Raw genomic sequence first — 24,081 nt, 5'->3', positions numbered from 1 at the left:
CACCACGCCTGACCCTGAAAGCAGGGGGTAACCGACCCGACGAGGACTGAGGAGCACATGACCGACGAGAGCGCGCCCGAGGATCCGAAGCCCAAGCGCCCCCGTGGCGGAGGCGGCCGGCGCCGCAAGCCGACCACCAAGCGGCACAAGGCCCTCGTCATCACGGCGTGGACCGCCGCATCGGTGATCGTCCTCGGCGGTGCGGGCCTCGGCTTCGTGTACTTCAAGCTCAACGGCAACATCAAGGGCGTCGACATCAACGCGGCCCTCGGCACGGACCGCCCCGCGAACGTCGACAACGGCTCGCAGGACATCCTCGTCCTCGGCTCCGACTCCCGCTCCGGCGACAACGCCAAGTACGGCAAGGACGAGGGCGCCGCCCGCTCGGACACGGCGATGGTCGTGCACGTCAACAAGGGCCACAAGACGGCCAGCGTCGTCTCGATACCCCGCGACACCCTGATAACCCGGCCCGAGTGCAAGACCGACGACGGTCAGACCGATCCGGGCGGCCGGCGGCAGATGTTCAACACGGCGTACGAGGTCGGCGGCCCGGCCTGCGCCGTCAAGACCGTCGAGAAGATGTCCGGCATCCGCATGGACCACTACCTGGAAGTCGATTTCTCGGGCTTCAAGAAGCTCATCGACACCCTCGGCGGCGTCGAGATCACCACCAAGGAGGCCATCCATGACAAGGACAGCCACCTCGATCTCGAAGCCGGCAAGCACCAGCTGACCGGCGAGCAGTCACTCGGCCTGGTCCGCACCCGGCACGGCGTCGGCGACGGCAGCGACCTCGGCCGCATCCAGCTCCAGCAGGCGTTCATCAAGGCCCTGATCAACCAGGTCAACGACGTCGGCGTGTTCAGCAACCCGAAGAAGCTCTACGACCTCGCGGACGACGCGACGAGCGCCATCACCACGGACTCGGAACTGAACGACGTCAAGAGCCTCGCGGGCTTCGCGGGCGGCCTCAAGGGCATCGGCGCGGGCGACATGCACATGGTCACCCTGCCCATCCAGTACGACCCGGCCGACCCCAACCGCGTACTCCCCCTGGAGAAGGCCGACCGCCAGGTCTGGGCCGCGCTCAGGGCCGACAAGGCGATCCCCAAGTCCGCCACCGAGCAGTCCGCGGGCGACAAGGGCGGCGCGGACGACGTCGTGAGCAGCAACTGAGCCGTTCGCCCGCCCTCGGGGAATAGATGAGCGCCCACCCCGGTTTGGGCAGATGCGACCAGTCCTGGCAGACTGGTACGTCGGCCCCGGTTCACGTACGAGCAATCCGCGCGTACGACCCGGTGCCCTCCCGAAACTAGGAGACACCTTGAAGCGCGACATCCACCCCGAGTACGTCGAGACGCAGGTCAGCTGCACCTGTGGCGCGTCGTTCACCACCCGCAGCACGATCTCCAGCGGCACCGTCCGCGCCGAGGTCTGCTCCGAGTGCCACCCGTTCTACACGGGCAAGCAGAAGATCCTCGACACCGGTGGCCGTGTGGCCCGCTTCGAGGCCCGCTTCGGCAAGGCTGCCGGCTCCAACAAGTAGCGAGCCACTGCGCCGGTCTTCGGCCGCCCTCGGGAGGGGGTGGCCGGGACCGGCGCTTTGCCGTCTGACGCAAGCGCCACTCCGCGAACGAAATTCGCGTACGAAACCAGGAGCCCCCGATGTTCGAGGCGGTCGAGGAACTGATCGGCGAGCACGCCGATCTGGAGACGAAGCTCGCGGACCCCGCGGTCCACGCCGACCAGGCCAACGCGCGCAAGCTCAACAAGCGCTACGCCGAGCTCACCCCGATCGTCTCGACGTACCGCGCCTGGAAGCAGACCGGCGACGACATCGCGACGGCCCGTGAACTGGCCGCGGAGGACCCGGAGTTCGCCGCCGAGGTCAAGGACCTCGAGAAGCAGCGCGAGGAGATCACCGAGAAGCTGCGGCTGCTGCTCGTGCCCCGGGACCCGTCCGACGACAAGGACGTCATCCTCGAGGTCAAGGCGGGCGCGGGCGGCGACGAGTCGGCGCTCTTCGCCGGCGACCTCCTTCGCATGTATCTGCGGTACGCGGAGCGCGTGGGCTGGAAGACCGAGATCATCGACGCCACCGAGTCCGAGCTCGGCGGCTACAAGGACGTCCAGGTCGCCGTGAAGACCAAGGGCGGCAACGGCGCGACCGAGCCAGGACAGGGCGTCTGGGCGCGACTGAAGTACGAGGGCGGCGTACACCGCGTGCAGCGCGTTCCCTCGACCGAGTCGCAGGGCCGCATCCACACCTCCGCGGCCGGTGTCCTGGTGACGCCGGAGGCCGAGGAGGTCGACGTCGAGATCCACGCGAACGACCTCCGCATCGACGTCTACCGCTCGTCGGGCCCCGGCGGCCAGTCCGTCAACACCACCGACTCCGCGGTGCGCATCACGCACATTCCCACCGGAGTCGTCGCCTCCTGCCAGAACGAGAAGAGCCAGCTGCAGAACAAGGAGCAGGCGATGCGTATCCTGCGCTCCAGGCTCCTTGCCGCGGCCCAGGAGGAAGCGGAGAAGGAGGCGGCGGACGCCCGTCGCAGCCAGGTCCGCACGGTTGACCGCTCCGAGAAGATCCGTACGTACAACTTCCCGGAAAACCGGATCTCGGACCACCGCGTCGGCTTCAAGGCGTACAACTTGGACCAGGTGCTCGACGGAGAACTCGACGCGGTCATTCAGGCCTGCGTCGACGCGGACTCCGCCGCCAAGCTCGCGGCCGCGTAAGCACCCGACAACCGCACTGCCCCCGGAGGACCAGCGTGAACCTGCTGCTCGCGGAAGTGGCCCAGGCCACCCAGCGGCTGGCCGACGCCGGCGTGCCCTCGCCGCGCAACGACGCCGAGGAGCTCGCCGCCTTCGTGCACGGCGTGAAGCGGGGCGAGCTGCACGCCGTCAAGGACGCGGACTTCGACGCACGCTACTGGGAGGCGATCGCGCGCCGCGAGGCCCGCGAACCGCTCCAGCACATCACCGGGCGTGCCTTCTTCCGCTACCTCGAACTGCAGGTGGGCCCCGGTGTGTTCGTGCCGCGCCCCGAGACCGAGTCGGTCGTCGGCTGGGCCATAGACGCCGTGCGCGCGATGGATGTCGTCGAGCCGCTCATCGTCGACCTGTGCACCGGCTCCGGCGCCATCGCGCTCGCCATGGCGCAGGAGGTGCCGCGCTCGCGGGTGCACGCCGTGGAGCTGTCCGAGGACGCGCTGAAGTGGACGCGGAAGAACGTCGAGGGGTCCAGGGTCAAGCTCTCCCAGGGCGACGCGCGTGACGCGTTCCCCGAGCTCGACGGCCAGGTCGACCTCGTCGTCTCCAACCCGCCGTACATCCCGCTCACGGAGTGGGAGTACGTCGCCCCGGAGGCCCGCGACTACGACCCCGAGCTCTCCCTCTTCTCCGGCGAGGACGGCCTCGACCTGATCCGCGGCATCGAGCGCACCGCTCACCGCCTCCTTCGGCCCGGCGGTGTCGTCGTCGTCGAGCACGCGGACACCCAGGGCGGCCAGGTCCCGTGGATCTTCACCGAGGAGCGGGGCTGGGCCGACGCGGCCGACCACCCGGACCTCAACAACCGCCCGCGCTTCGCGACCGCCCGTAAGGCGATGCCGTGAGGACCAAGACTTCAAGCCAGCAGTACGTGTACGAGGAGGCCCGCTAAATGGCACGGCGATACGACACCAACGACGCGACCGACCGTACGACCGGTCTGCGCGAGGCCGCGTCCGCCGTCCGCCGTGGCGAGCTGGTCGTGCTGCCCACCGACACCGTCTACGGCATCGGTGCCGACGCCTTCACCCCGGAGGCCTGCGCCGATCTGCTCGACGCCAAGGGCCGTGGCCGCAATATGCCCACCCCTGTCCTCATCGGCTCCCCGAACACCCTGCACGGCCTGGTCACCGACTTCTCCGAGTCGGCCTGGGAGCTCGTCGACGCCTTCTGGCCGGGCGCGCTGACGCTGGTCGCCAAGCAGCAGCCGTCGCTCCAGTGGGACCTCGGTGACACCCGCGGCACGGTCGCCATCCGCATGCCGCTGCACCCCGTCGCCATCGAGCTGCTCACCGAGGTCGGGCCGATGGCCGTCTCGTCCGCCAACCTCACGGGCCACCCGGCCCCCGAGGACTGTGACGCCGCGCAGGAGATGCTCGGGGACTCCGTCTCCGTGTATCTGGACGGCGGTCCGACGCCGGGCATCGTTCCCTCCTCGATCGTGGACGTCACCGGCAAGGTGCCGGTACTGCTGCGCGCGGGTGCCCTGACCGCGGAGGAGCTCCGCAAGGTGGTACCCGACCTCGAGGTGGCGAATTGACAGCCCCTGAGACGGGGCGTGGCATAGCGGCTTGTCGAGATTCGTTCCGCATCCTCCACGTCAGCACCGGCAATGTGTGCCGCTCGCCGATCACCGAGCGGCTGACGCGGCATGCCCTGGCGGACCGCCTCGGCGATCCGTTCACGGGCGGCCTGATCGTGGAGAGCGCGGGTACGTGGGGGCACGAGGGCGCCCCCATGGAGACCAACGCCGAGACGGTCCTCGCGGACTTCGGGGCGGACGCCTCCGGCTTCATGGGCCGTGAGCTGCTCGACGACCACGTCATCCGGGCGGACCTCGTCCTGACGGCGACGCGGGACCACCGGGCGCAGGTCATCTCGATGGGCCACTCGGCAGGACTGCGCACGTTCACGCTGAAGGAGTTCACCCGTCTGGTGCGGGCCATAGACCCGGCCACACTGCCCGACCCCGACGGGGAGGGCGTGGTGGAGCGTGCGCGTGCCCTGGTGCGGGCGGCCGCGGCGCTGCGCGGCTGGCTGCTCGCGCCGAGCGTCGAGGCGGACGAGGTGTACGACCCCTACGGGGCGCCGCTGCCCTTCTTCCGCTCGGTGGGCGACGAGATCAACGAGGCGCTCGACCCGGTGGTGACGGCGCTGACCGGCGTACGCGCCAAAGCCTGAACCTTTCCCCTCCGGGGGCGGACACCGCGCGTGCCGCGTGCGGCAGGCCTACATTGGAGGGACTTCAACCCCCGCCAGGCCCGGAGCCCACGATGCCGGTCACCACCGAACAACCGCCCACCGTGGGGGCTGACGCGCTCCGCCGCGAGGACCCCCAGATGGCCGAGGTCCTCCTCGCCGAAGCCGAACGCCAGGCGAGCGGCCTCCAGCTCATCGCCGCCGAGAACTTCACCTCACCGGCCGTCCTCGAAGCCCTCGGCTCACCCCTCGCCAACAAGTACGCCGAGGGCTACCCCGGCGCCCGCCACCACGGCGGCTGCGAGCTGGTGGACGTCGCCGAGCGCATCGCCATCGACCGCGCCAAGGCACTCTTCGGCGCCGAGCACGCCAATGTGCAGCCGCACTCCGGATCGTCCGCCGTGCTCGCCGCGTACGCCGCGCTGCTGCGCCCCGGCGACACCGTCCTCGCCATGGGCCTGCCGTTCGGCGGCCATCTCACGCACGGTTCGCCCGCGAACTTCTCGGGGCGCTGGTTCGACTTCGTCGGCTACGGCGTCGACCCCGAGAGCGGCCTCATCGACTACGAACAGGTGCACGCCCTCGCCCGTTCGCACCAGCCGAAGGCGATCGTCTGCGGCTCCATCGCCTACCCCCGGCACATCGACTACGCGGCCTTCCGCGACATCGCCGACGACGTGGGCGCCTATCTCATCGCCGACGCCGCCCACCCCATCGGCCTGGTCGCCGGGGGAGCGGCCCCCAGCCCGGTGCCGTACGCGGACGTCGTCTGCGCCACCACCCACAAGGTGCTCCGCGGCCCGCGCGGCGGCCTGATCCTGTGCGGGGCCGAGCTCGCGCAACGTATCGACCGGGCGGTCTTCCCCTTCACCCAGGGCGGCGCCCAGATGCACACGATCGCCGCCAAGGCCGTGGCCTTCGGCGAGGCGGCCACCCCGGCCTTCACGGCGTACGCCCATGACGTCGTCGCCAATGCGCGGATCCTCGCCGAGGCGCTGGCCGCCGCGGGCTGCGTGATCAGCACCGGCGGCACCGACACCCACCTGATCCTGGCCGACCCGGCCCCGCTGGGCGTCGACGCGAGCACCGCACGCGGCCGTCTCTCCGCGGCGGGCCTGGTCCTCGACACCTGCGCCCTGCCCTACGGCGACAGCCGGGGACTGCGGCTCGGCACGGCCGCCGTCACCACACAGGGCATGACCGACGCGGAGATGGTCCGCATCGCCGGGCTCTTCGCCGAAGCGGTGCGCGAGGACCCGGGCGTACGAGAGGAAGTGCGCGCATTGGTGGGCAGATTTCCGCCGTATCCGGGCTAGGTCGGGGTAGACGCGTCCGGAAGAGGTGCGTTCTCGTGCAACCATCGTCGCTACCCGGAAGTCCCCAGCCATATGCCCGCAGAGCTAGGCTGTGGGGCTGAGATGGCCAGCGATACCTGTGGGGAAGCCCGTGCGTGAATACCTCCTTACGCTCTGCATCACGGCCGCGGTGACTTACCTGCTGACCGGCCCGGTGCGGAAGTTCGCGATCGTGGCCGGCGCCATGCCGGAGATCCGCGCCCGCGACGTGCACCGGGAGCCGACGCCCCGGCTCGGCGGGATCGCGATGTTCTTCGGGCTGTGCGCGGGGCTGCTCGTCGCCGATCACCTGCCGAATCTGAACGACGTCTTCGAGCGCTCCAACGAGCCGCGCGCGCTGCTCTCCGGCGCCGCGCTGATCTGGCTGATCGGTGTGCTCGACGACAAGTTCGAGATCGACGCACTGATCAAGCTGGGCGCCCAGATGATCGCCGCGGGCGTCATGGTCATCCAGGGTCTGACGATCCTGTGGATCCCGGTCCCGGGCTACGGCATGGTCCTCCTGGACCAGGGGCAGGGCACGCTCCTGACGGTCGCGCTCGTCGTCATCACCATCAACGCCGTGAACTTCGTGGACGGCCTCGACGGCCTGGCCGCGGGCATGGTGTGCATCGCCGCATCGGCGTTCTTCCTCTACGCGTACCGCCTCTGGTACGGCTACGGCATCGAGGCCGCGGCCCCCGCGACGCTCTTCGCCGCGATCCTGATCGGCATGTGTGTGGGCTTCCTGCCGCACAACATCCATCCCGCCAGGATCTTCATGGGGGACTCGGGCTCGATGCTGATCGGCCTGATCCTGGCGGCGGGGGCGATCTCCGCCACCGGGCAGATCGACGGTGACGCCCTGAAGCTGAACTTCGGCGGCACCCGCGACGCCACCCACGCGATGCTCCCGGTCTTCATCCCGCTGCTCATGCCGCTGACGATCATCGCGATCCCGTTCGCCGACCTGGTGCTCGCCATCGTCCGCCGTACGTGGAACGGAAAGTCGCCGTTCGCCGCCGACCGCGGGCACCTGCACCACCGGCTCCTGGAGATCGGCCACTCGCACAGCCGCGCGGTGCTGATCATGTACTTCTGGTCGGCGCTCATCGCCTTCGGGACGGTCGCGTACTCGGTCCACTCCACGAGCATGTGGATCCTGCTCGGCATCGTCGCGCTCAGCTCCGTGGGCCTGGTGCTGCTCCTGCTGCCGCGCTTCACCCCGCACATTCCGCGCTGGGCGGAGTCGTTCGTGCCGCCGCGCTACCGGCGCCGCCGCCGGGCCGCCGGAGCCGGTGCCGACGCGGGTGATGAGACGAACGTGACAGCCGGGACGGATGCGCAGGGAGAGACCGAAGCGAAGGCGGATTCGCCTCCTCCGGTCGGCGCAGGCGTCAACGGAGCGACCGCCGTCGGCACCCGCTCGCGCCTCGAGGATCGGCGCAAGGCCGGCTCGTCGAGCTGACGGGTCGAGGTCAAACTCGCCCAATACCAGACAACTCGCCTCGCTGAATGCACAGACGCGCAGACTCACTCTCATGTGTGACGGCGAGCACACCTGGCAGGTAAAGACCTCATCAAATAGTTTGTGATACCGTTCACGAAACCAGGGGATAGCGCCGAAGGACCGTAGTGCGACGGTTCATTGGCCCGAGGGACGCTCTCGACCCCGGACTACGCTCGTCCATGACGACACCCTGCCCCCATCAGTAAGCGGAGCTGCCGCCATGCCGTCTCAAGACACCCGAACACTCCTTCAGACCGCCGTACCCACGGCTGCCGCGGGCGCGATCGTCGCCATCGTCAGTGCCGTGGTCGCGGGCGGCAAGGGAGCACTCGGTGCGGTCGTCGGCACTCTGGTGGTCATCGCTTTCATGGGGCTCGGGATGTTCGCGCTGCAGCGAACGGCGAAGGCGCTCCCGCATCTGTTCCAGATGATGGGTCTGCTGCTCTACGTCGTTCAACTCCTGTTGCTTCTCGTATTCGTGGCCCTGTTCAAGGACACCACGCTGTTCAACCCCAAGGCCTTCGCCGTGGGCCTTGTGGTGGCGACCGTCGTATGGATGGCGTCGCAGGCCCGCGCGCACATGAAGGCCAAGATCCTTTACGTCGATCCCGACTCCGAGCAGAAGGACAAGCCGGAGAAGTCGGGGTCCTCGACGTGAAGGGTAGGGCCGGGATAAATGCCCGTTCGAGATGCTGCTATCGTCCGGTGCCAACTGCGGCACTGCTGGCGCGGGCATCTGAGCTGACGCCTGCACGATCGCGAGGCTCGATGCCTGAACGCCGCGCCCACATCCGAAACACCAGTCTGGTGCCGAATCGCGGCTGCGCGCCGCGCCGACACGACAACGAGGTTGCCGTACCTATGCGTCACGCCGAAGGAGCCCGCGGTGAGTGCTGACCAAACTGAGCTCGCCTTTGACTGGAGCTGTCGGATCATGTCCGACAACGGCTGTGGCTTCCCGGCTCCGGGCCTGCACTCGTTCCTCTTCAAGCCGATCTTCGAGGTCGGCGGGTTCGAGTTCAACAAGGTCATGCTGCTCGCCCTGCTGACCACGCTCGTCGTCGTCACCTTCTTCTACACGGCGTTCGGCAAGGCCAAGGTCGTCCCGGGCAAGCTGCAGATGATCGGTGAGGCCGGCTACGACTTCGTACGCCGCGGCATCGTCTACGAGACGATGGGCAAGAAGGAGGGCGAGAAGTACGTCCCCCTGATGGTCTCGATGTTCTTCTTCATCTGGATCATGAACATCTGGTCCGTGATCCCGCTGACCCAGTTCCCGGTCTCTTCGGTCTTCGCGTACCCGGTCGTGCTCGCCGCGATCGTCTACTTCATCTGGGTGCCCCTGACCTTCAAGCGGCACGGATTCGTCGGCGGCTGGAAGAACATCACCGGCTACGACAATTCGCTCGGCCCGATCAAGTGGCTTGTGGCGTTCATCGAGTTCTTCTCGAACCTGATCGTCCGGCCGTTCACGCACTCGGTGCGACTGTTCGCCAACATGTTCGCCGGTCACCTGATGCTGGTGATGTTCACCGTCGCCTCCTGGTACCTGCTGAACAGCTTCATGATCCCGGCCGCTGGTGTGTCCTTCGTGATGACCATCGCCATGATCCTCTTCGAGCTCTTCGTGCAGGCGGTCCAGGCGTACGTCTTCGTGCTCCTCTCCGCCACCTACATTCAGGGCGCTCTCGCCGAGCACCACTGAGTGACCCCCGGCTTTCTAGCCCCCAGATCGCCCGGTGGCCAACCCCCACCGGTCCATGAAAGAGAAGGAAGTAACGGCATGTCCGCGACCCTCGAACTCGCCGCAGGCGTCTCCGGCTCCCTCGGCTCCATCGGCTACGGCCTCGCCGCGATCGGCCCCGGCATCGGCGTCGGCATCGTTTTCGGTAAGGGCACCGAGGCCCTGGCCCGTCAGCCCGAAGCTGCCGGCCTGATCCGTTCGAACCAGATCCTCGGCTTCGCCTTCTGTGAGGCGCTCGCCCTCATCGGCATCGTCATGCCGTTCGTGTTCGGTAAGTAATCACTGCTTGCTGACACTTTTCGACGAAAGGCACTGATGTGATCGCCAACCTGGTTCAGCTGGCGGCCGAGGAAGAGCAGAACCCGCTCATCCCGCCGGGTCCTGAGCTGCTCGTCGGCGCACTGGCCTTCGCTGTCGTCTTCTTCTTCTTCTGGAAGAAGCTCCTCCCGAACATCAACAAGGTTCTGGACGAGCGCCGCGAGGCGATCGAAGGCGGTATCGAAAAGGCCGAGGCCGCTCAGACCGAGGCCCAGAGCGTTCTTGAGCAGTACAAGGCTCAGCTCGCCGAGGCTCGGCACGAGGCCGCGCGTCTGCGCCAGGAGGCGCAGGAGCAGGGCGCCCAGCTCATCGCTGAGATGCGTGCCGAAGGCCAGCGGCAGCGCGAGGAGATCGTCGCCGCCGGTCACGCGCAGCTCGCCGCCGACCGCAAGGCCGCCGCGCAGACGCTGCGTCAGGACGTGGGCCAGCTGGCCACCGACCTGGCCGGCAAGCTCGTCGGCGAGTCCCTCGAGGACCACGCCCGGCAGAGCCGCACGATCGACCGTTTCCTCGACGAGCTCGAGGAGAAGGCCGAGGCCACTCGATGACAGCGCACGGAGCTAGCCGCGAGGCCACGGCCGCCGCGCGCGAGCGCCTCGACGCGCTGACCGACAACACGTCGGTCGACGCGAAGAAGCTCGCGGACGAGCTGGCCGCTGTCACCGCGCTCCTGGGCCGTGAGGTTTCGCTGCGCCGGGTCCTGACCGACCCGTCGCAGAGCGGCGAGGCCAAGGCCGAGCTCGCCGGGCGGCTGCTCGGCGGGCAGGTGGGCGGCGAGACCGCCGACCTGGTGGCCGGCATGGTCCGCTCGCGCTGGTCGCAGTCGCGTGACCTGGTGGACGCCCTCGAGGAGCTCGCCAACCTCGCCGACCTGACCGGTGCGCAGAAGTCCGGCGCGCTGGACGACGTCGAGGACGAGCTGTTCCGGTTCGGCCGGATCGTCACCTCGAACCCCGCCCTCCGGTCCGCGCTCACCGACCGCGGCGCCACCGGCGCGGCCAAGAGCGAGCTGCTGCGCAGCCTGCTCGGCGGCCGGGCCAATGCGGTGACCGAGCGGCTCGTCGAGCGCCTTGTGACCGCGCCCCGTGGACGTAGCCTGGAAGACGGACTCGAGTCCCTCTCCAAGCTGGCCGCGGACCGCCGGAACCGGATGGTCGCCGTCGTCACCTCTGCTGTGCCGCTCTCGGACCAGCAGAAGCAGCGCCTCGGCGCTGTCCTGGCGAAGGTCTACGGCCGGCAGATGCACCTGAACCTCGACGTGGACCCCGAGGTCCTCGGCGGGATCACGGTGCAGGTCGGCGACGAGATCATCAACGGCAGCATCGCGGACCGCATCGAGGACGCGCACCGCCGCATGGCGAGCTAGCAGTAACGCAAGACGTAGTAATTACGGCCCTAGTTGGGCCGTGCAGAGGATTCACCTCTTACTTGGGGGGAGTCCCCAGACCCCCAAAGTGAAACTTCGGGCCCAACAAGGAGAGCAGGGAACCCAGATGGCGGAGCTCACGATCCGGCCGGAGGAGATCCGGGACGCACTGGAGAACTTTGTCCAGGCGTACAAGCCGGACGCGGCCTCGCGCGAGGAGGTCGGTTCGGTCACCGTTGCCGGTGACGGCATCGCGAAGGTCGAGGGCCTCCCCTCGGCCATGGCCAACGAGCTGCTGAAGTTCGAGGACGGCACCCTCGGTCTCGCCCTCAACCTTGAGGAGCGCGAGATCGGCGCCGTCGTCCTCGGCGAGTTCAGCGGCATCGAAGAGGGCCAGCCGGTCACCCGTACCGGCGAGGTCCTGTCCGTCGCGGTGGGCGAGGGCTACCTCGGCCGCGTCGTCGACCCGCTCGGCAACCCGATCGACGGCCTCGGCGAGATCGAGACGTCCGGCCGCCGCGCCCTCGAGCTGCAGGCCCCCACGGTCATGGACCGCAAGTCGGTGCACGAGCCGATGGAGACCGGCTACAAGGCCGTCGACGCGATGACCCCGATCGGCCGTGGCCAGCGTCAGCTGATCATCGGCGACCGCCAGACGGGCAAGACCGCCCTGGCCGTCGACACGATCATCAACCAGCGCGACAACTGGCGCTCGGGCGACGTGAACAAGCAGGTGCGCTGCATCTACGTCGCCGTCGGTCAGAAGGGCTCCACCATCGCCTCCGTGCGCGGTGCCCTGGAAGAGGCCGGCGCGCTCGAGTACACGACCATCGTCGCCGCCCCGGCGTCCGACCCGGCGGGCTTCAAGTACCTGGCGCCCTACACCGGTTCGGCAATCGGCCAGCAGTGGATGTACGAGGGCAAGCACGTCCTCATCGTCTTCGACGACCTCTCGAAGCAGGCCGACGCCTACCGCGCCGTGTCCCTGCTGCTCCGCCGCCCGCCGGGGCGCGAGGCCTACCCGGGTGACGTCTTCTACCTGCACTCGCGTCTGCTCGAGCGCTGCGCGAAGCTGTCGGACGAGATGGGCAAGGGCTCGATGACGGGTCTCCCGATCGTCGAGACCAAGGCGAACGACGTGTCGGCGTTCATTCCGACCAACGTCATCTCCATCACCGACGGCCAGTGCTTCCTGGAGTCGGACCTGTTCAACGCCGGTCAGCGCCCCGCGCTGAACGTCGGTATCTCCGTCTCCCGAGTCGGTGGTTCCGCACAGCACAAGGCGATCCGACAGGTTTCCGGCCGCCTCCGCGTGGACCTCGCCCAGTTCCGTGAGCTCGAGGCGTTCGCCGCCTTCGGTTCCGACCTGGACGCCGCGTCGAAGGCCTCCCTCGAGCGCGGTCAGCGGATGGTCGAGCTGCTCAAGCAGCCGCAGTACCAGCCGATGGCCACCGAGGACCAGGTCATCTCCATCTGGGCCGGCACCACGGGCCGCATGGACGAGGTTCCGGTCAACGACATCCGCCGCTTCGAGAGCGAGCTCCTTGAGCACCTGCACCGCAAGGAGCAGGGCCTCATGACCTCCATCAAGGAGGGCGGCAAGATGTCCGACGACACGATCACGGCCATCGCCGACGCCGTCGCGGAGTTCAAGAAGCAGTTCGAGACGTCGGACGGCAAGCTGCTCGGCGAGGACGCTCCGGCCGCCGTCGACGCGTCCAAGTGACGACGGAAGGGACCTGACTCATGGGAGCCCAGCTCCGGGTCTACAAGCGTCGCATCAAATCCGTCACCGCGACCAAGAAGATCACCAAGGCGATGGAGATGATCGCCGCCTCGCGTGTCGTCAAGGCACAGCGCAAGGTGGCGGCCTCCACTCCGTACGCGACCGAGCTCACGCGCGCGGTCACCGCGGTGGCCACGGGTGCGAGCGACAAGCACCCGCTGACCACCGAGGCCGAGGCTCCGACCCGGGCCGCTGTCCTGCTCCTCTCGAGCGACCGCGGTCTGGCCGGCGCCTTCAACTCCAACGCCATCAAGAGTGCGGAGCAGCTCACCGCGAAGTTGCAGGGCAAGGGCATGGAGGTCGACACGTACATCGTCGGCCGCCGTGGCATCGCGCACTACAACTTCCGTGAGCGCAAGATCGCCGGGCAGTGGACGGGCTTCACCGATGCCCCTTCCTACGCGGACGCCAAGGCGATCGCCGGACCCCTGATCGAGGCCATCGAGAAGGAATCGGCCGAGGGCGGCGTGGATGAACTCCACATCGTCTACACCGAGTTCATCTCGATGATGACGCAGGACGCGGTCGGTTCCCGGCTGCTCCCGCTGAGCCTCGACGAGGTGGCGAAGGAGGCGGGCACGACGGACGAGGCCCGTCCCCTGTACGACTTCGAGCCGTCGGCGGAGGACGTCCTCGACGCCCTGCTGCCGCGCTACGTCGAAAGCCGTATCTACAACGCGCTGCTCCAGTCGGCTGCTTCCAAGCACGCCGCCACGCGCCGCGCGATGAAGTCGGCGACCGACAACGCGGGTGATCTGATCACTGCGCTCACCCGCTCTGCCAACGCGGCCCGCCAGGCCGAAATCACCCAGGAAATCAGCGAGATCGTCGGTGGCGCCAGCGCCCTGGCCGACGCGACCGCGGGGAGTGACAAGTAATGACGACCACTGTTGATACGGCCGTTGCCACGGGCCGCGTCGCCCGGGTGATCGGCCCGGTCGTCGACGTGGAGTTCCCCGTCGACGCGATGCCGGACATCTACAACGCCCTGCACGTCGAGGTCGCAGACCCGGCTCTGGACGGCGCCAAGAAGACGCTGACCCTCGAGGTCGCCCAGCACCTGGGTGACGGCGTGGTCCGCGCGATCTCCATGCAGCCCACCGACGGTCTGGTCCGCCAGGCCGCGGTGACCGACACGGGCAACGGCATCACCGTCCCCGTCGGTGACATCACCAAGGGCAAGGTGTTCAACACCCTCGGCGCGATCCTGAACGAGCCGGAGGCCGAGAAGGACGTCACCGAGCGCTGGCCGATCCACCGCAAGGCCCCGGCCTTCGACCAGCTCGAGTCCAAGACCGAGATGTTCGAGACCGGCCTGAAGGTCGTCGACCTTCTCACCCCGTACGTCAAGGGTGGAAAGATCGGTCTGTTCGGTGGTGCGGGCGTCGGCAAGACCGTCCTCATCCAGGAAATGATCATGCGTGTGGCCAAGCTGCACGAGGGCGTTTCCGTGTTCGCCGGTGTCGGCGAGCGCACCCGTGAGGGCAACGACCTCATCGACGAGATGGAAGAGTCGGGCGTTCTGGACAAGACCGCCCTTGTCTTCGGTCAGATGGATGAGCCGCCGGGCACGCGTCTGCGTGTCGCCCTTGCCGGTCTGACCATGGCGGAGTACTTCCGCGATGTGCAGAAGCAGGACGTGCTGTTCTTCATCGACAACATCTTCCGCTTCACGCAGGCCGGCTCCGAGGTCTCGACCCTGCTCGGCCGCATGCCCTCCGCGGTGGGTTACCAGCCGAACCTGGCCGACGAGATGGGCCTCCTCCAGGAGCGCATCACCTCGACGCGTGGTCACTCGATCACCTCGATGCAGGCGATCTACGTCCCCGCGGACGACCTCACCGACCCGGCCCCGGCCACGACCTTCGCGCACCTCGACGCGACGACCGTGCTGTCGCGTCCGATCTCGGAGAAGGGCATCTACCCGGCGGTGGACCCGCTGGACTCGACGTCCCGCATCCTGGACCCGCGCTACATCGCGCAGGACCACTACGACGCCGCCATGCGCGTCAAGGGAATCCTGCAGAAGTACAAGGACCTCCAGGACATCATCGCGATTCTCGGTATCGACGAGCTGAGCGAAGAGGACAAGCTGGTCGTCTCCCGCGCCCGTCGCGTGGAGCGCTTCCTGTCGCAGAACACCCACGCCGCCAAGCAGTTCACCGGCCTGGACGGTTCGGACGTGCCGCTCGACGAGTCGATCGCCGCGTTCAACGCGATCATCGACGGCGAGTACGACCACTTCCCCGAGCAGGCGTTCTTCATGTGCGGTGGCATCGAGGACCTCAAGGCGAAGGCCAAGGAGCTCGGCGTCTCCTGAGTCCTTGACTCACGGGAGGGGTGGGCGCGTCCCGCCCCTCCCGGTACGCCCACTAGAATTTGACCCAACACCCGGCGAAGCCGCCGGGTGGTGACCCGAGGAGCCACCCTTGGCTGCTGAGCTGCATGTCGAGCTGGTCGCCGCGGACCGCAGTGTCTGGTCCGGCGAGGCCACCCTGGTCGTCGCGCGCACCACGTCCGGCGACATCGGCGTCATGCCCGGTCACCAGCCGCTTCTGGGTGTGCTGGAGTCGGGCCCGGTGACCATTCGTACGAGCGACGGCAACACTGTCGTCGCCGCCGTCCACGGAGGATTCATCTCCTTCGCGGACAACAAGCTGTCACTGCTTGCTGAGATCGTCGAGCTGTCGGACGAGATCGATGTCCAGCGCGCGGAGCGGGCGCTCGAGCGCGCGAAGTCGGAGGCCGACGCCTCCGCCGAGCGTCGCGCGGACGTCCGACTGCGGGCGGTGGCGACGCGCTGAACCCAGCGTGTCGGCGTTGACGTGACTCAGCCGCGGCCTGATCCGGAGCAATCCGGAGCGGGTCGCGGCTGAGGCAATGCGGGTGCAATTCTGTTGGTCCGTTTCGAAGAGGCGAGGAGGTCGGTGCCGATGATCCTCACTCTGCTCGTGTGCGGACTCGTATTGGTCGCGCTGGTACTGGTGGGGCTCTTCGTCTTCGGACTGCGCCGCCGGCTGATCCAGCGGTCCGGCGGCACCTTCGACTGCAGCCTGCGCTGGAACGCCCCGGAGAAGGGCGACACCTCCGGCAAGGGCTGGGGCTACGGGGTGGCCCGCTACAACGGCGACCGGATCGAGTGGTACCGCGTCTTCTCGTACGCTCCCCGGCCGCGCCGGGTCCTCGAGCGCTCGGCCATCGAGGTCGTGGACCGGCGCGCCCCGGACGGCGAGGAAGAGCTGGCCCTGCTCTCCGACGCGATCGTCCTCGGCTGCCTGCATCGGGGCGTACGCCTCGAACTGGCGATGGGCGAGGACGCGCTGACGGGTTTCCTGGCATGGCTGGAGGCGGCGCCTCCGGGCCAGCGGGTCAACGTGGCCTAGCAGGGCCTCGTACGCATGAAGAAGCCGGGGAGACAGGGGGCGTTCCTGTCTCCCCGGCTTCGTTCTCGGGGGAGCTACTTGAGGCCGTCGTTGATGGCGCTCACCAGCTCACCGTTGGTGGTGTCCCCACTGAACTCCCAGAAGAACGCACCGCCAAGACCCTGCCCCTTCGCCCAGGCCATCTTGCTCTTGACCGTCGCCGGGGTGTCGTACGACCACCAGTTGCTGCCGCAGTGCGCGTAGGCGGTACCTGCGATGGTGCCGTTAGAGGGGCAGGAGTTCTTCAGCACCTTGTAGTCCTCGATGCCTGCTTCGTACGTCCCCTGCGCGGCGCCAGTAGCCGTGCCGCCGGGTTCCTTCTGAGTAACCCCGGTCCACCCGCGCCCGTAGAAGCCGATGCCAAGGAGCAGCTTGGCGGCGGGGACGCCCTTCGCCTTCAGTTTGGCTATCGCGTCGGCGGAGTTGAAGCCGTCCTGCGGGATGCCGGCGTAGGAGGTGAGAGGGGAGTGCGGGGCCGTCGGGCCCTTCGCCGCCCACGCGCCGAAGAAGTCGTACGTCATCACGTTGTACCAGTCGGCGTACTGCGCGGCGCCGCCGTAGTCGGCCGCGTCGATCTTGCCGCCGTTGGAGGCGTCGGCGGTGATCGCGGCGGTGACCAGGGCGTCCTTGCCGAACTCGGTGCGGAACGCGGACATCATGTTCTTCATGGAGGCGGCGCCGCTGGTGTCACAGGTCAGGCCGCAGGCGTTCGGGTACTCCCAGTCCAGGTCGATGCCGTCGAAGACGTCGGCCCAGCGCGGGTCCTCCACCAGGTCGTGGCAGGACTTGGCGAAGGCCGCCGGGTTCTTCATCGCTTCGGTGAAGCCGCCGGACCAGGTCCAGCCGCCGAAGGACCACAGGACCTTGAGGTTCGGGTGCTTGGCCTTGAGCTTGCGCAGCTGGTTGAAGTTGCCGCGCAGCGGCTGGTCCCAGGTGTCGGCGACGCCGTCGACGGACTGGTCGGCGGTGTACGCCTTGTCGTAGTCGGCGTAGGCGTCGCCGATGGTGCACTTGCCGCCCTGGACGTTGCCGAAGGCGTAGTTGATGTGCGTGATCTTGGCGGCGGATGCCGAGGTGTCGATGTTCTTCACGTGGTAGTTGCGGCCGTAGACGCCCCATTGGGCGAAGTAGCCGAGCTTGACCTTGCCGCCGGGGCCGGGGCCGGTGCCGCCCGTGGTGTGCACCTTGACGGCGCCGGACGCCGGTCCTGTCTGGTCCGCGGTGTCGCGGGCCTGGACCGTGTACGAGTAGTCGGTGCCCGCGGTCAGACCGCTGTCGGCGTACGAAGTCCCGGTCACGGTCGCCACCTTGGCGCCGTCGCGCAGCACGTCGTAGTTCTTGACGCCCTTGTCGTCGGTGGCCGCGCTCCAGGCGAGCTTCACCGAGGTGTTGGTGATGTCGGAGGCGGTCGGGGTGCCGGGGGCGCTCGGCGGGTTGTCGCCGGGGACGCTGCCGCCGTCACAACTGCCGCCGTTCAGTGTGCAGTTGGCGGGCGATCCGGGGCCCGAGCCGTTGAACCCGAAGGAGACAGAGGCGCCGGGGGCGAGCGTCCCGTTCCAGCCGAGGTTCTTGGCGGTCCAGCGGGTGCCGGAGTTGGTGACGGTGGCGTCCCAGGCGGACGTCACCTTGGTGTCGGCGGGGAAGTCCCACGCGACGGTCCAGGAGCTGATGGAGGTGGTGCCGGTGTTCTTGACGGTCCACTTGCCTTCGAAGCCGCTGCCCCAGTCCTGCGTCTTGGCGTACGTGGCGGTGGCGGCCGGGGCGGCTTCGGGTGCTGCCTCGGCGGGGCCCGTGAGGGCGACCAGGGTGGCGAGCGGGAGCAGCAGGGTGGTGAGGCCTGCCACGGCTCTGTGTCTGAAGCGCACGGTGTGCTCCTCGGGTGAGTTACGGGGGTTAGGGGTGGGACCCTGCGCCGCCCGTGAGCACGTGGAACACGTGGGGGAGTGCTCACCGCAGTGCGGTGAGAATAGAAAGGTCTGGACCAGCGGTCAAGAGGTCTGAACCATTGGCCGAATTGCATCGGTCGGGACCGCGATCTCGCGATTTATACGCCCAACTCCTGTGCGAGGACGGCCGCTTGGACCCGGCTGCGCAGCTCCAGCTTGCCCAGCAACCGGCTGACATGCGTCTTCACCGTCGCCTCCGCCATGTCCAGACGGCTCGCGATCTCCGCGTTCGACAGCCCTTCGCCGAGGCAGGCGAGCACCTCGCGCTCGCGGCGCGTGAGGGTGTCGAGGATGGCGGGATCGGGTCCGTTCTCGCGGCGTACGGGCTTCGTCTTCGGGGCGGCGAACTCGGCGATCAGCCGCCGGGTGACGGCCGGCGCGATCAGGCCCTCGCCGCGCCCCACCGTACGGACCGCCTCCAGGAGGTCCTTGGCCTCGGTGTTCTTCAGGAGGAACCCGGACGCGCCCGCGCGCAGCGCCCCGAAGACGTACTCGTCCAGGTCGAAGGTGGTCAGGACGAGCACGTCCGCGAGGCCTTCGGCGACGACCTGACGGGTCGCGGACACGCCGTCGAGGCGCGGCATCTGGATGTCCATGAGGATCAGATCGGGCCTCAGTTCACGGGCGAGCGCCACCGCCTCCTCGCCGTCCGACGCCTCGCCGATCACCTCTATGTCGGGCGCGCTGCGGAGGATCAGGACAAGTCCCGCGCGTACGGCGGACTGGTCCTCGGCGACGAGCACGCGGATCATTCGGTCACTTCCTTGTCTGCGGGGTCGACGGGCAGCGTGGCGGAGACGATCCACACCTTGCCGTCGGGGCTGCTCTCAGGGCTGCTCTCGGGGCCCGACTCGAAGGTGCCGCCGAGGAGTTCGGTTCGCTCGCGCATGCCGACGAGGCCCGCTCCCGAGCCGGGGGCGCGGGGACCCGACGGATCGCCGCAGGGACTGGTGACGCGGACCGTGAGCGCGCGGGGTTCCTGGGCGAGGGCCACGGTGACGAGGCCGGGGGACGCGTGCTTGAGGGCGTTGGTCAGGGACTCCTGGACGATGCGGTAAGCGGCGAGCTCGACCGGGGCGGGGAGCTTGGCCCCGTCGGTGGCGCGGTCGTCGTCGAGCACGACGTCCAGACCATTGGTGCGGGCGTTGGCGAGCAGGGAGTCGAGGCCGTCCAGGGTGGGCGCGGCCGCGGGCTCACGGTCGTCGCTGGAGTCCCGCAGGATGCCGATCAGGCGGCGCATCTCGGCCAGGCCCTCGACGCTGTTCTCCCGGATGACGGAGAGCGCGTCCCGGGTGGTCTTCGGGTCGTCGAGGGAGAGCGCGGCCGTGGAGTGGATGGCGATGGCCGACAGATGGTTGGCGACCATGTCGTGCAGTTCGCGGGCCATCCGGGCGCGCTCCGACGTGACCGCCTGGACGCGGTCCATCTCGGCGAGCAGCGCGGTCTGCTCGGCGCGGAGCCTGGCCGCGGCCGCGGCCTCGCGGTGGTTGCGCACCAGGACGCCGGTGGCGGCGGGGCCGAACGCGATGATGCCGGTGGCGACACCGATGAGCACGGCCTCCGGCTCCTGCCACCACGCCAGGAAACCGATGGTCATCGCCACCGTGATGACTCCGGCGGTGAGCGGGATACGGCGGGCGGCAGCCGGTGTTCCGTACACGACAGCCGCGTACATGATGTCCGTGAACATCAGGATCGACACCAGGTTGCCCGCCGTGAACTGGTCGAGGACGATCGCGATCGTCGCAAGGTTCAGCGCGGTCTGGGGCATGCAACTGCGCAGCAGTTCGAGCCCGCCCAGCACGAAGAGCGGGACGAGCGACCAGCCGCTCCCGAGCGGCCGGTCCGTCTGCGTATGCAGTCCGAGCGCCCACAGCGCGAGCCCGCTGAGCAGGCTGCCCACGGCGATCTGTACGTCGACGCGTTGCGGGCGGGGCAGGGACAGGGCCATGCCCTCCATCCAACACGGCGCGCCGTGGCCGTGCCTGATTCTGAGGGAGGAACCGTCCGGTACATCGAAGGATGCAGTCCCACTTCGTCACTGCCGACGATGATCCGCGGCCGCCGCGACGGGAGCCTGGAAAGGTGACCGAGAGGAGCGAACCGTGATCGTCACGCTGATCATCATCTGCGAGGCCGGCTTCTGGCTGCTGCTGGCCGGCGGCCTTGCCCTGCGCTACTGGGCGAAGATGCCGCGCGCGAGCATCGCCGTACTGCTGTGTGAGCCGATCCTGGAGGTCGTCCTCTTCGTCGTCACCGCGATCGACCTGAAGAACGGCGCCGAGCCGGACTGGAAGCACGGTCTTGCCGCCGTCTACATCGGCTACTCGATCGCGCTCGGCCACTACACGATCAAGTGGGTCGACGTCCGCGTGGCCCACCGCTTCGCGGGCGGCCCGCCGCCCGTCAAGCTCTACGGCACGGCCAAGGCGATCGACGAATGGAAGATCGCCGCCCGCTGGGTACTCGCCGGTCTGATCGCGATGGCGCTGCTGCAGGGGGCGGCCTGGTACGTGGGCGACGACGGCGACATCGACTCACTGCGGATGTGGCAGCAGAAGATGCTGTGGCTGATCGGCATCAACGTGATCATCGCCGCGACGTACACGGTCTTCCCGAAGAAGGCACCGCCGACGGTCGGGCCCCAAAGGGGCGCGGGGAACGGCGCGACAAGCCACGACGCACCCGCAGAAGAGGTACAGACCTCCCGGCGGGGTGCCTAGCGCTCGCCCCCGGGTACCCACAGCACGTCTCCGACCTCCTTATTGGCCGTACGCGCCAGGATGAACAGGAGGTCGGAGAGGCGGTTGAGGTACGTGGCGGTCAGCGGATTCATGACCTCCCCGTGGACTTCAAAAGCAGCCCAAGTGGACCGCTCCGCCCGCCGAACGACCGTGCACGCCTGGTGCAGCAGCGCCGCACCCGCTGTGCCCCCCGGCAAGATGAAGCTGCGCAGCTTCTCCAGCTGCTCGTTGAAGCGGTCGCAGTCCGCCTCCAGCTTGTCGATGTAGAACTGCTCGACGCGCAGCGGCGGGTACTCGGGGTCCTCCACGACCGGCGTGGACAGATCCGCGCCCACGTCGAAGAGGTCGTTCTGGACCCGGACCAGGACCTTCACGACCTCCTCGTCGAGCCCGCCGAGCGCGATCGCCGTGCCGATGGCGGCGTTGGCCTCGTTGGCGTCGGCGTACGCCGCGATCCGCAGATCGGTCTTGGCGGTGCGGCTCATGTCGCCGAGGGCCGTCGTGCCCTGGTCGCCGGTCCTGGTGTAGATGCGCGTCAGATTGACCATGGGGCCAGCCTAGTTACGCGCCCGCCGTCCGGAAGACACGTGTGCCGACCGTCACGGACACCAGGGTGAGCGCGGCCGCCGTCAGCACGCCGTACAGCATCGCCGTACTCGCATAGTCGCCCACATAGGCGGCCCGCACCGCGTCCACGAGATAGCGGAACGGCATGAAGTGCGAGAGCACGTCCAGCCAGCCCGGCGCGAGCGCCATCGGCAGCATCAGGCCGGAGAGCAGCATCGAGGGCATGCTCACCGCGTTGATGACGGGACCGAACTCGTGCGCCTTGGGGACGAGCAGCGCCAGCGCGTACGACAGGGACGCGAGGACCACGGTGAGCACCGCCACGAAGGCGAAGCCGATGAGGATGCCGGCCAGCGGCGCCCGCAGCCCCATCGCCAGGGACGCGAGGACGAGCAGCACCGCCTGAAAGACGAAGAGCGCGGCATCGCGCAGTACACGGCCGAGCAGGAGTGCGAGCCGGCTCACCGGCGTCACCCGCATCCGCTCCACCACCCCGAACTGCTTCTCGATGATGATCGCGAATCCGCTGTACGAGGCGCCGAACAGGCCGAGTTGGAGCAGCAGCCCCGGAACGAGCACCTGCCAGGAGTCGCCGCGCGAACCGAGCGGCAGATCGGTCAGGAGGGGGCCGAAGAAGAGCAGATAGAGCAGCGGCATCAGGACGCCGAAGAGGATCTGGAACTTGGAGCGCAGGGTCTGGCGCGCGTACCGCCCGAAGATCAGGGCGGTGTCGGAGAGAAACGCAGACATAAGAGGTCCTGGGGTTCAGACGGCGACCGGCGCCGTGTCCTTGGGGGCGATGTCGCGCCCGGTGATGGCGAGGAAGGTGTCCTGGAGCGAGGCGTCGATCGAGCCGCCGTACTGGAGCTTGAGCGAGCTCGGCGTGCCCTCGGCGACCACGAGGCCCTTGTCGATGACGACCAGGCGGTCGGAGAGCGCGTCCGCCTCGTCGAGGTAGTGCGTGGTGAGCACCACGGTGGTGCCGTGCTCGTCGCGAAGGCGTCGCACCAGCGCCCACAGGTCGGCCCTGCTGCCCGGGTCGAGCCCCGTGGTCGGCTCGTCGAGGAAGAGCACATCGGGCCGGTGCAGCAGCCCCATGGCGACGTCGAGCCGCCGCCGCTGGCCGCCGGAGAGCGCGGCGCACTTGCGGTCGAGCAGCTCGGCGAGGCCCAGGTCGCGTGCCAACTCCTCGGCGCGGGCGGCCGATTGAGTCCTCGTCAGGCGGTAGAGGCGCCCCTGGGTGACCAGTTCCTCACGTACGGAGATGTTGGGGTCGACGCCGCCGGACTGGGCGACGTAACCGATCCTGCGTCGGACGCCCGCCGGGTCGCCGGCCAGGTCGAGGCCCGCGACGGTGGCGGCGCCGCCGGTGGGCCGCAGGAGCGTGGTGAGCATGCGCAGCGTCGTCGTCTTGCCCGCGCCGTTCGGCCCGAGGAGGCCGACGATCTCGCCGGGTGCGACGGTCAGGTCGATGCCCCGCACCGCCTCCACGGGGCCGCGCTTGGTGCGGAAGGTCTGGGTGAGCCCAGCCGTGCTGATGATTGCCATGGCGACCACAAAAACAGAGTCTCTTAAATTTTGCAACGGCCCCAATTTTTCAGTTGCCCAAGCAGGGGGTCGTAGGGTGGGCTCATGGCTGAAGGGCTCAGGGAACGCAAGAAGCGGCAGACCAGGCAGCGGATCTCGGACATCGCGACGGGGCTGTTCCTGGAGCACGGCTTCGTCACGGTGACGGTCGCGGAGGTCGCGGAGGCCGCGGACGTCTCCGTGAACACCGTCTACAACTACTTCCCCGCCAAGGAGGACCTGTTCCTCGACCGCGGCGAGGCCGTCGTCGACCGGCTCTCCGGCTACGTACGCGCCCGTCGCGCGGGGGAGTCCGCCGCCCATGCCGTCCTGCGTGCGCTGCGCTCGGACGTGGAGAGCGTCTCGCCCACCATCGGCCTCTTCACGGGCTGGGCCGACTTCATGAAGGTCATCCACGAGGCACACGCGCTGCGCTCCCGGCTCTGGGAGATCCAGCAGCAGGCGCTCGCGCACCTCACGACGACCCTCGCCGAAGAGGCGAAGGCCGCCGAAGGCGACCCCATGCCCGGACTGATCGCGGGTCAGCTCTCCTGGGTCCACAGCACGCTCATGGCCTGGATCGGCGACGAGATGGTCAAGTGCCGCAAGCCGGCCGAGGTGTCCCGCGATGCCCTCGGACTCCTCGACGAGATGGAGGACCTACTGAGCGAAAAGGTCCTCAACTACGCGGTGCGGGACGCCGAATGAGCCGTACCAGTGTGATGTCCGTCATCTGAGACGTGACGCGCATCTCTTCGCCGCCACCTGGGCGCTCACGACCGCTAATGTCCGGCGAAC

The 24,081-nt window shown here is 68.5% G+C and carries 26 protein-coding genes; 20 read left to right on the top strand and 6 right to left on the bottom strand.

Annotated elements, in window-relative coordinates:
- Positions 1 to 57 precede the first annotated feature (57 nt).
- The 18 genes from AB0G47_RS11450 (at position 58) to AB0G47_RS11365 (ending at position 16,421) form a co-directional block, all read left to right on the top strand.
- Positions 58 to 1,179 carry an LCP family protein gene (locus AB0G47_RS11450; RefSeq protein WP_360767155.1) on the top strand — a complete coding sequence of 374 codons (1,122 nt, stop codon included), beginning with the start codon at positions 58 to 60 and terminating at the stop codon, positions 1,177 to 1,179.
- A 148-nt stretch (positions 1,180 to 1,327) separates the two neighbouring features.
- The gene (gene rpmE, locus AB0G47_RS11445; RefSeq protein ID WP_135331180.1) at positions 1,328 to 1,549 is read left to right on the top strand and encodes a 50S ribosomal protein L31; all 222 of its coding nucleotides are present in this window, start codon (positions 1,328 to 1,330) and stop codon (positions 1,547 to 1,549) included.
- A 119-nt stretch (positions 1,550 to 1,668) separates the two neighbouring features.
- Positions 1,669 to 2,745 (top strand): peptide chain release factor 1, encoded by a 1,077-nt coding sequence (prfA, locus tag AB0G47_RS11440; protein ID WP_360767151.1) that lies wholly within the window; start codon positions 1,669 to 1,671, stop codon positions 2,743 to 2,745.
- A 35-nt stretch (positions 2,746 to 2,780) separates the two neighbouring features.
- On the top strand, positions 2,781 to 3,626 hold the full coding sequence (gene prmC, locus AB0G47_RS11435) for a peptide chain release factor N(5)-glutamine methyltransferase (protein ID WP_360767148.1): 846 nt from the start codon (positions 2,781 to 2,783) through the stop codon (positions 3,624 to 3,626).
- 47 nt (positions 3,627 to 3,673) lie between these two features.
- Positions 3,674 to 4,321 (top strand): L-threonylcarbamoyladenylate synthase, encoded by a 648-nt coding sequence (locus AB0G47_RS11430; RefSeq protein ID WP_135331177.1) that lies wholly within the window; start codon positions 3,674 to 3,676, stop codon positions 4,319 to 4,321.
- The gene (locus AB0G47_RS11425) at positions 4,318 to 4,962 is read left to right on the top strand and encodes a protein-tyrosine-phosphatase (RefSeq protein ID WP_266870804.1); all 645 of its coding nucleotides are present in this window, start codon (positions 4,318 to 4,320) and stop codon (positions 4,960 to 4,962) included. The genes AB0G47_RS11430 and AB0G47_RS11425 overlap by 4 nt, the downstream gene beginning before the upstream one ends.
- Positions 4,963 to 5,054: 92 nt before the next feature.
- Complete coding sequence (glyA, locus tag AB0G47_RS11420) at positions 5,055 to 6,296, top strand: serine hydroxymethyltransferase (protein WP_360767145.1); 1,242 nt, start codon at positions 5,055 to 5,057, stop codon at positions 6,294 to 6,296.
- A 130-nt stretch (positions 6,297 to 6,426) separates the two neighbouring features.
- Complete coding sequence (locus AB0G47_RS11415) at positions 6,427 to 7,782, top strand: MraY family glycosyltransferase (protein WP_360767143.1); 1,356 nt, start codon at positions 6,427 to 6,429, stop codon at positions 7,780 to 7,782.
- A gap of 262 nt (positions 7,783 to 8,044) precedes the next feature.
- The gene (locus AB0G47_RS11410; RefSeq protein ID WP_360767140.1) at positions 8,045 to 8,482 is read left to right on the top strand and encodes a hypothetical protein; all 438 of its coding nucleotides are present in this window, start codon (positions 8,045 to 8,047) and stop codon (positions 8,480 to 8,482) included.
- A gap of 276 nt (positions 8,483 to 8,758) precedes the next feature.
- Positions 8,759 to 9,529, top strand: coding sequence for a F0F1 ATP synthase subunit A (gene atpB, locus AB0G47_RS11405; RefSeq protein ID WP_360767988.1), 771 nt, complete (start codon positions 8,759 to 8,761; stop codon positions 9,527 to 9,529).
- Positions 9,530 to 9,607: 78 nt separating this feature from the next.
- Complete coding sequence (gene atpE, locus AB0G47_RS11400) at positions 9,608 to 9,847, top strand: ATP synthase F0 subunit C (protein ID WP_360767137.1); 240 nt, start codon at positions 9,608 to 9,610, stop codon at positions 9,845 to 9,847.
- Positions 9,848 to 9,885: 38 nt separating this feature from the next.
- Complete coding sequence (locus AB0G47_RS11395) at positions 9,886 to 10,434, top strand: F0F1 ATP synthase subunit B (protein WP_360767134.1); 549 nt, start codon at positions 9,886 to 9,888, stop codon at positions 10,432 to 10,434.
- Positions 10,431 to 11,252, top strand: a complete 822-nt coding sequence (locus tag AB0G47_RS11390; protein WP_360767131.1) for a F0F1 ATP synthase subunit delta — start codon at positions 10,431 to 10,433, stop codon at positions 11,250 to 11,252. The genes AB0G47_RS11395 and AB0G47_RS11390 overlap by 4 nt, the downstream gene beginning before the upstream one ends.
- A 127-nt stretch (positions 11,253 to 11,379) precedes the next feature.
- Entirely contained in the window at positions 11,380 to 12,978 is a 1,599-nt protein-coding gene (atpA, locus tag AB0G47_RS11385) for a F0F1 ATP synthase subunit alpha (RefSeq protein ID WP_360767129.1), read from the top strand.
- A 20-nt stretch (positions 12,979 to 12,998) separates the two neighbouring features.
- Positions 12,999 to 13,916: a F0F1 ATP synthase subunit gamma gene (locus AB0G47_RS11380; protein ID WP_360767126.1), complete on the top strand. Its 918-nt coding sequence runs from the start codon at positions 12,999 to 13,001 to the stop codon at positions 13,914 to 13,916.
- The gene (gene atpD / locus AB0G47_RS11375; protein WP_360767123.1) at positions 13,916 to 15,358 is read left to right on the top strand and encodes a F0F1 ATP synthase subunit beta; all 1,443 of its coding nucleotides are present in this window, start codon (positions 13,916 to 13,918) and stop codon (positions 15,356 to 15,358) included. Before AB0G47_RS11380 ends, atpD begins: the two co-directional genes overlap by 1 nt.
- 109 nt (positions 15,359 to 15,467) lie before the next feature.
- On the top strand, positions 15,468 to 15,842 hold the full coding sequence (locus AB0G47_RS11370) for a F0F1 ATP synthase subunit epsilon (RefSeq protein WP_266870814.1): 375 nt from the start codon (positions 15,468 to 15,470) through the stop codon (positions 15,840 to 15,842).
- Between the two features lie 129 nt (positions 15,843 to 15,971).
- Entirely contained in the window at positions 15,972 to 16,421 is a 450-nt protein-coding gene (locus tag AB0G47_RS11365) for a DUF2550 domain-containing protein (RefSeq protein ID WP_135331165.1), read from the top strand.
- Between the two features lie 74 nt (positions 16,422 to 16,495).
- Here AB0G47_RS11365 and AB0G47_RS11360 read toward each other — a convergent pair whose 3' ends face one another.
- From AB0G47_RS11360 to AB0G47_RS11350, 3 genes are all read right to left on the bottom strand, one after another.
- Positions 16,496 to 18,325 carry a glycoside hydrolase family 18 chitinase gene (locus AB0G47_RS11360; RefSeq protein WP_360767117.1) on the bottom strand — a complete coding sequence of 610 codons (1,830 nt, stop codon included), beginning with the start codon at positions 18,323 to 18,325 and terminating at the stop codon, positions 16,496 to 16,498.
- A gap of 179 nt (positions 18,326 to 18,504) precedes the next feature.
- Positions 18,505 to 19,158, bottom strand: a complete 654-nt coding sequence (locus AB0G47_RS11355) for a response regulator transcription factor (protein WP_360767114.1) — start codon at positions 19,156 to 19,158, stop codon at positions 18,505 to 18,507.
- Complete coding sequence (locus AB0G47_RS11350) at positions 19,155 to 20,357, bottom strand: histidine kinase (protein WP_360767111.1); 1,203 nt, start codon at positions 20,355 to 20,357, stop codon at positions 19,155 to 19,157. Before AB0G47_RS11350 ends, AB0G47_RS11355 begins: the two co-directional genes overlap by 4 nt.
- 154 nt (positions 20,358 to 20,511) lie before the next feature.
- Between AB0G47_RS11350 and AB0G47_RS11345 the strand changes: the two genes are divergently transcribed.
- Positions 20,512 to 21,129 carry a hypothetical protein gene (locus AB0G47_RS11345; RefSeq protein ID WP_360767109.1) on the top strand — a complete coding sequence of 206 codons (618 nt, stop codon included), beginning with the start codon at positions 20,512 to 20,514 and terminating at the stop codon, positions 21,127 to 21,129.
- Here the strand turns inward: AB0G47_RS11345 and AB0G47_RS11340 are convergent.
- The 3 genes from AB0G47_RS11340 to AB0G47_RS11330 are packed head-to-tail and all read right to left on the bottom strand — an operon-like array spanning position 21,126 to position 23,265.
- Positions 21,126 to 21,698: a cob(I)yrinic acid a,c-diamide adenosyltransferase gene (locus AB0G47_RS11340; RefSeq protein WP_360767106.1), complete on the bottom strand. Its 573-nt coding sequence runs from the start codon at positions 21,696 to 21,698 to the stop codon at positions 21,126 to 21,128. The two genes, AB0G47_RS11345 and AB0G47_RS11340, sit on opposite strands and share 4 nt — an antisense overlap.
- A 13-nt stretch (positions 21,699 to 21,711) precedes the next feature.
- Entirely contained in the window at positions 21,712 to 22,467 is a 756-nt protein-coding gene (locus tag AB0G47_RS11335; protein ID WP_360767103.1) for an ABC transporter permease, read from the bottom strand.
- A 15-nt stretch (positions 22,468 to 22,482) separates the two neighbouring features.
- Positions 22,483 to 23,265, bottom strand: coding sequence for an ATP-binding cassette domain-containing protein (locus AB0G47_RS11330; RefSeq protein ID WP_360767100.1), 783 nt, complete (start codon positions 23,263 to 23,265; stop codon positions 22,483 to 22,485).
- A gap of 84 nt (positions 23,266 to 23,349) precedes the next feature.
- Between AB0G47_RS11330 and AB0G47_RS11325 the strand changes: the two genes are divergently transcribed.
- Positions 23,350 to 23,991 carry a TetR/AcrR family transcriptional regulator gene (locus tag AB0G47_RS11325; protein ID WP_360767098.1) on the top strand — a complete coding sequence of 214 codons (642 nt, stop codon included), beginning with the start codon at positions 23,350 to 23,352 and terminating at the stop codon, positions 23,989 to 23,991.
- The last annotated feature ends 90 nt before the right edge of the window (positions 23,992 to 24,081 follow it).

The sequence above is a fragment of the Streptomyces sp. NPDC021622 genome, assembly GCF_040640795.1.
Classification (GTDB): Bacteria; Actinomycetota; Actinomycetes; order Streptomycetales; family Streptomycetaceae; genus Streptomyces.
The sequence above is the reverse complement of the archived record's forward strand: the minus strand, read 5'-3'. Positions and strand labels throughout refer to the sequence as shown.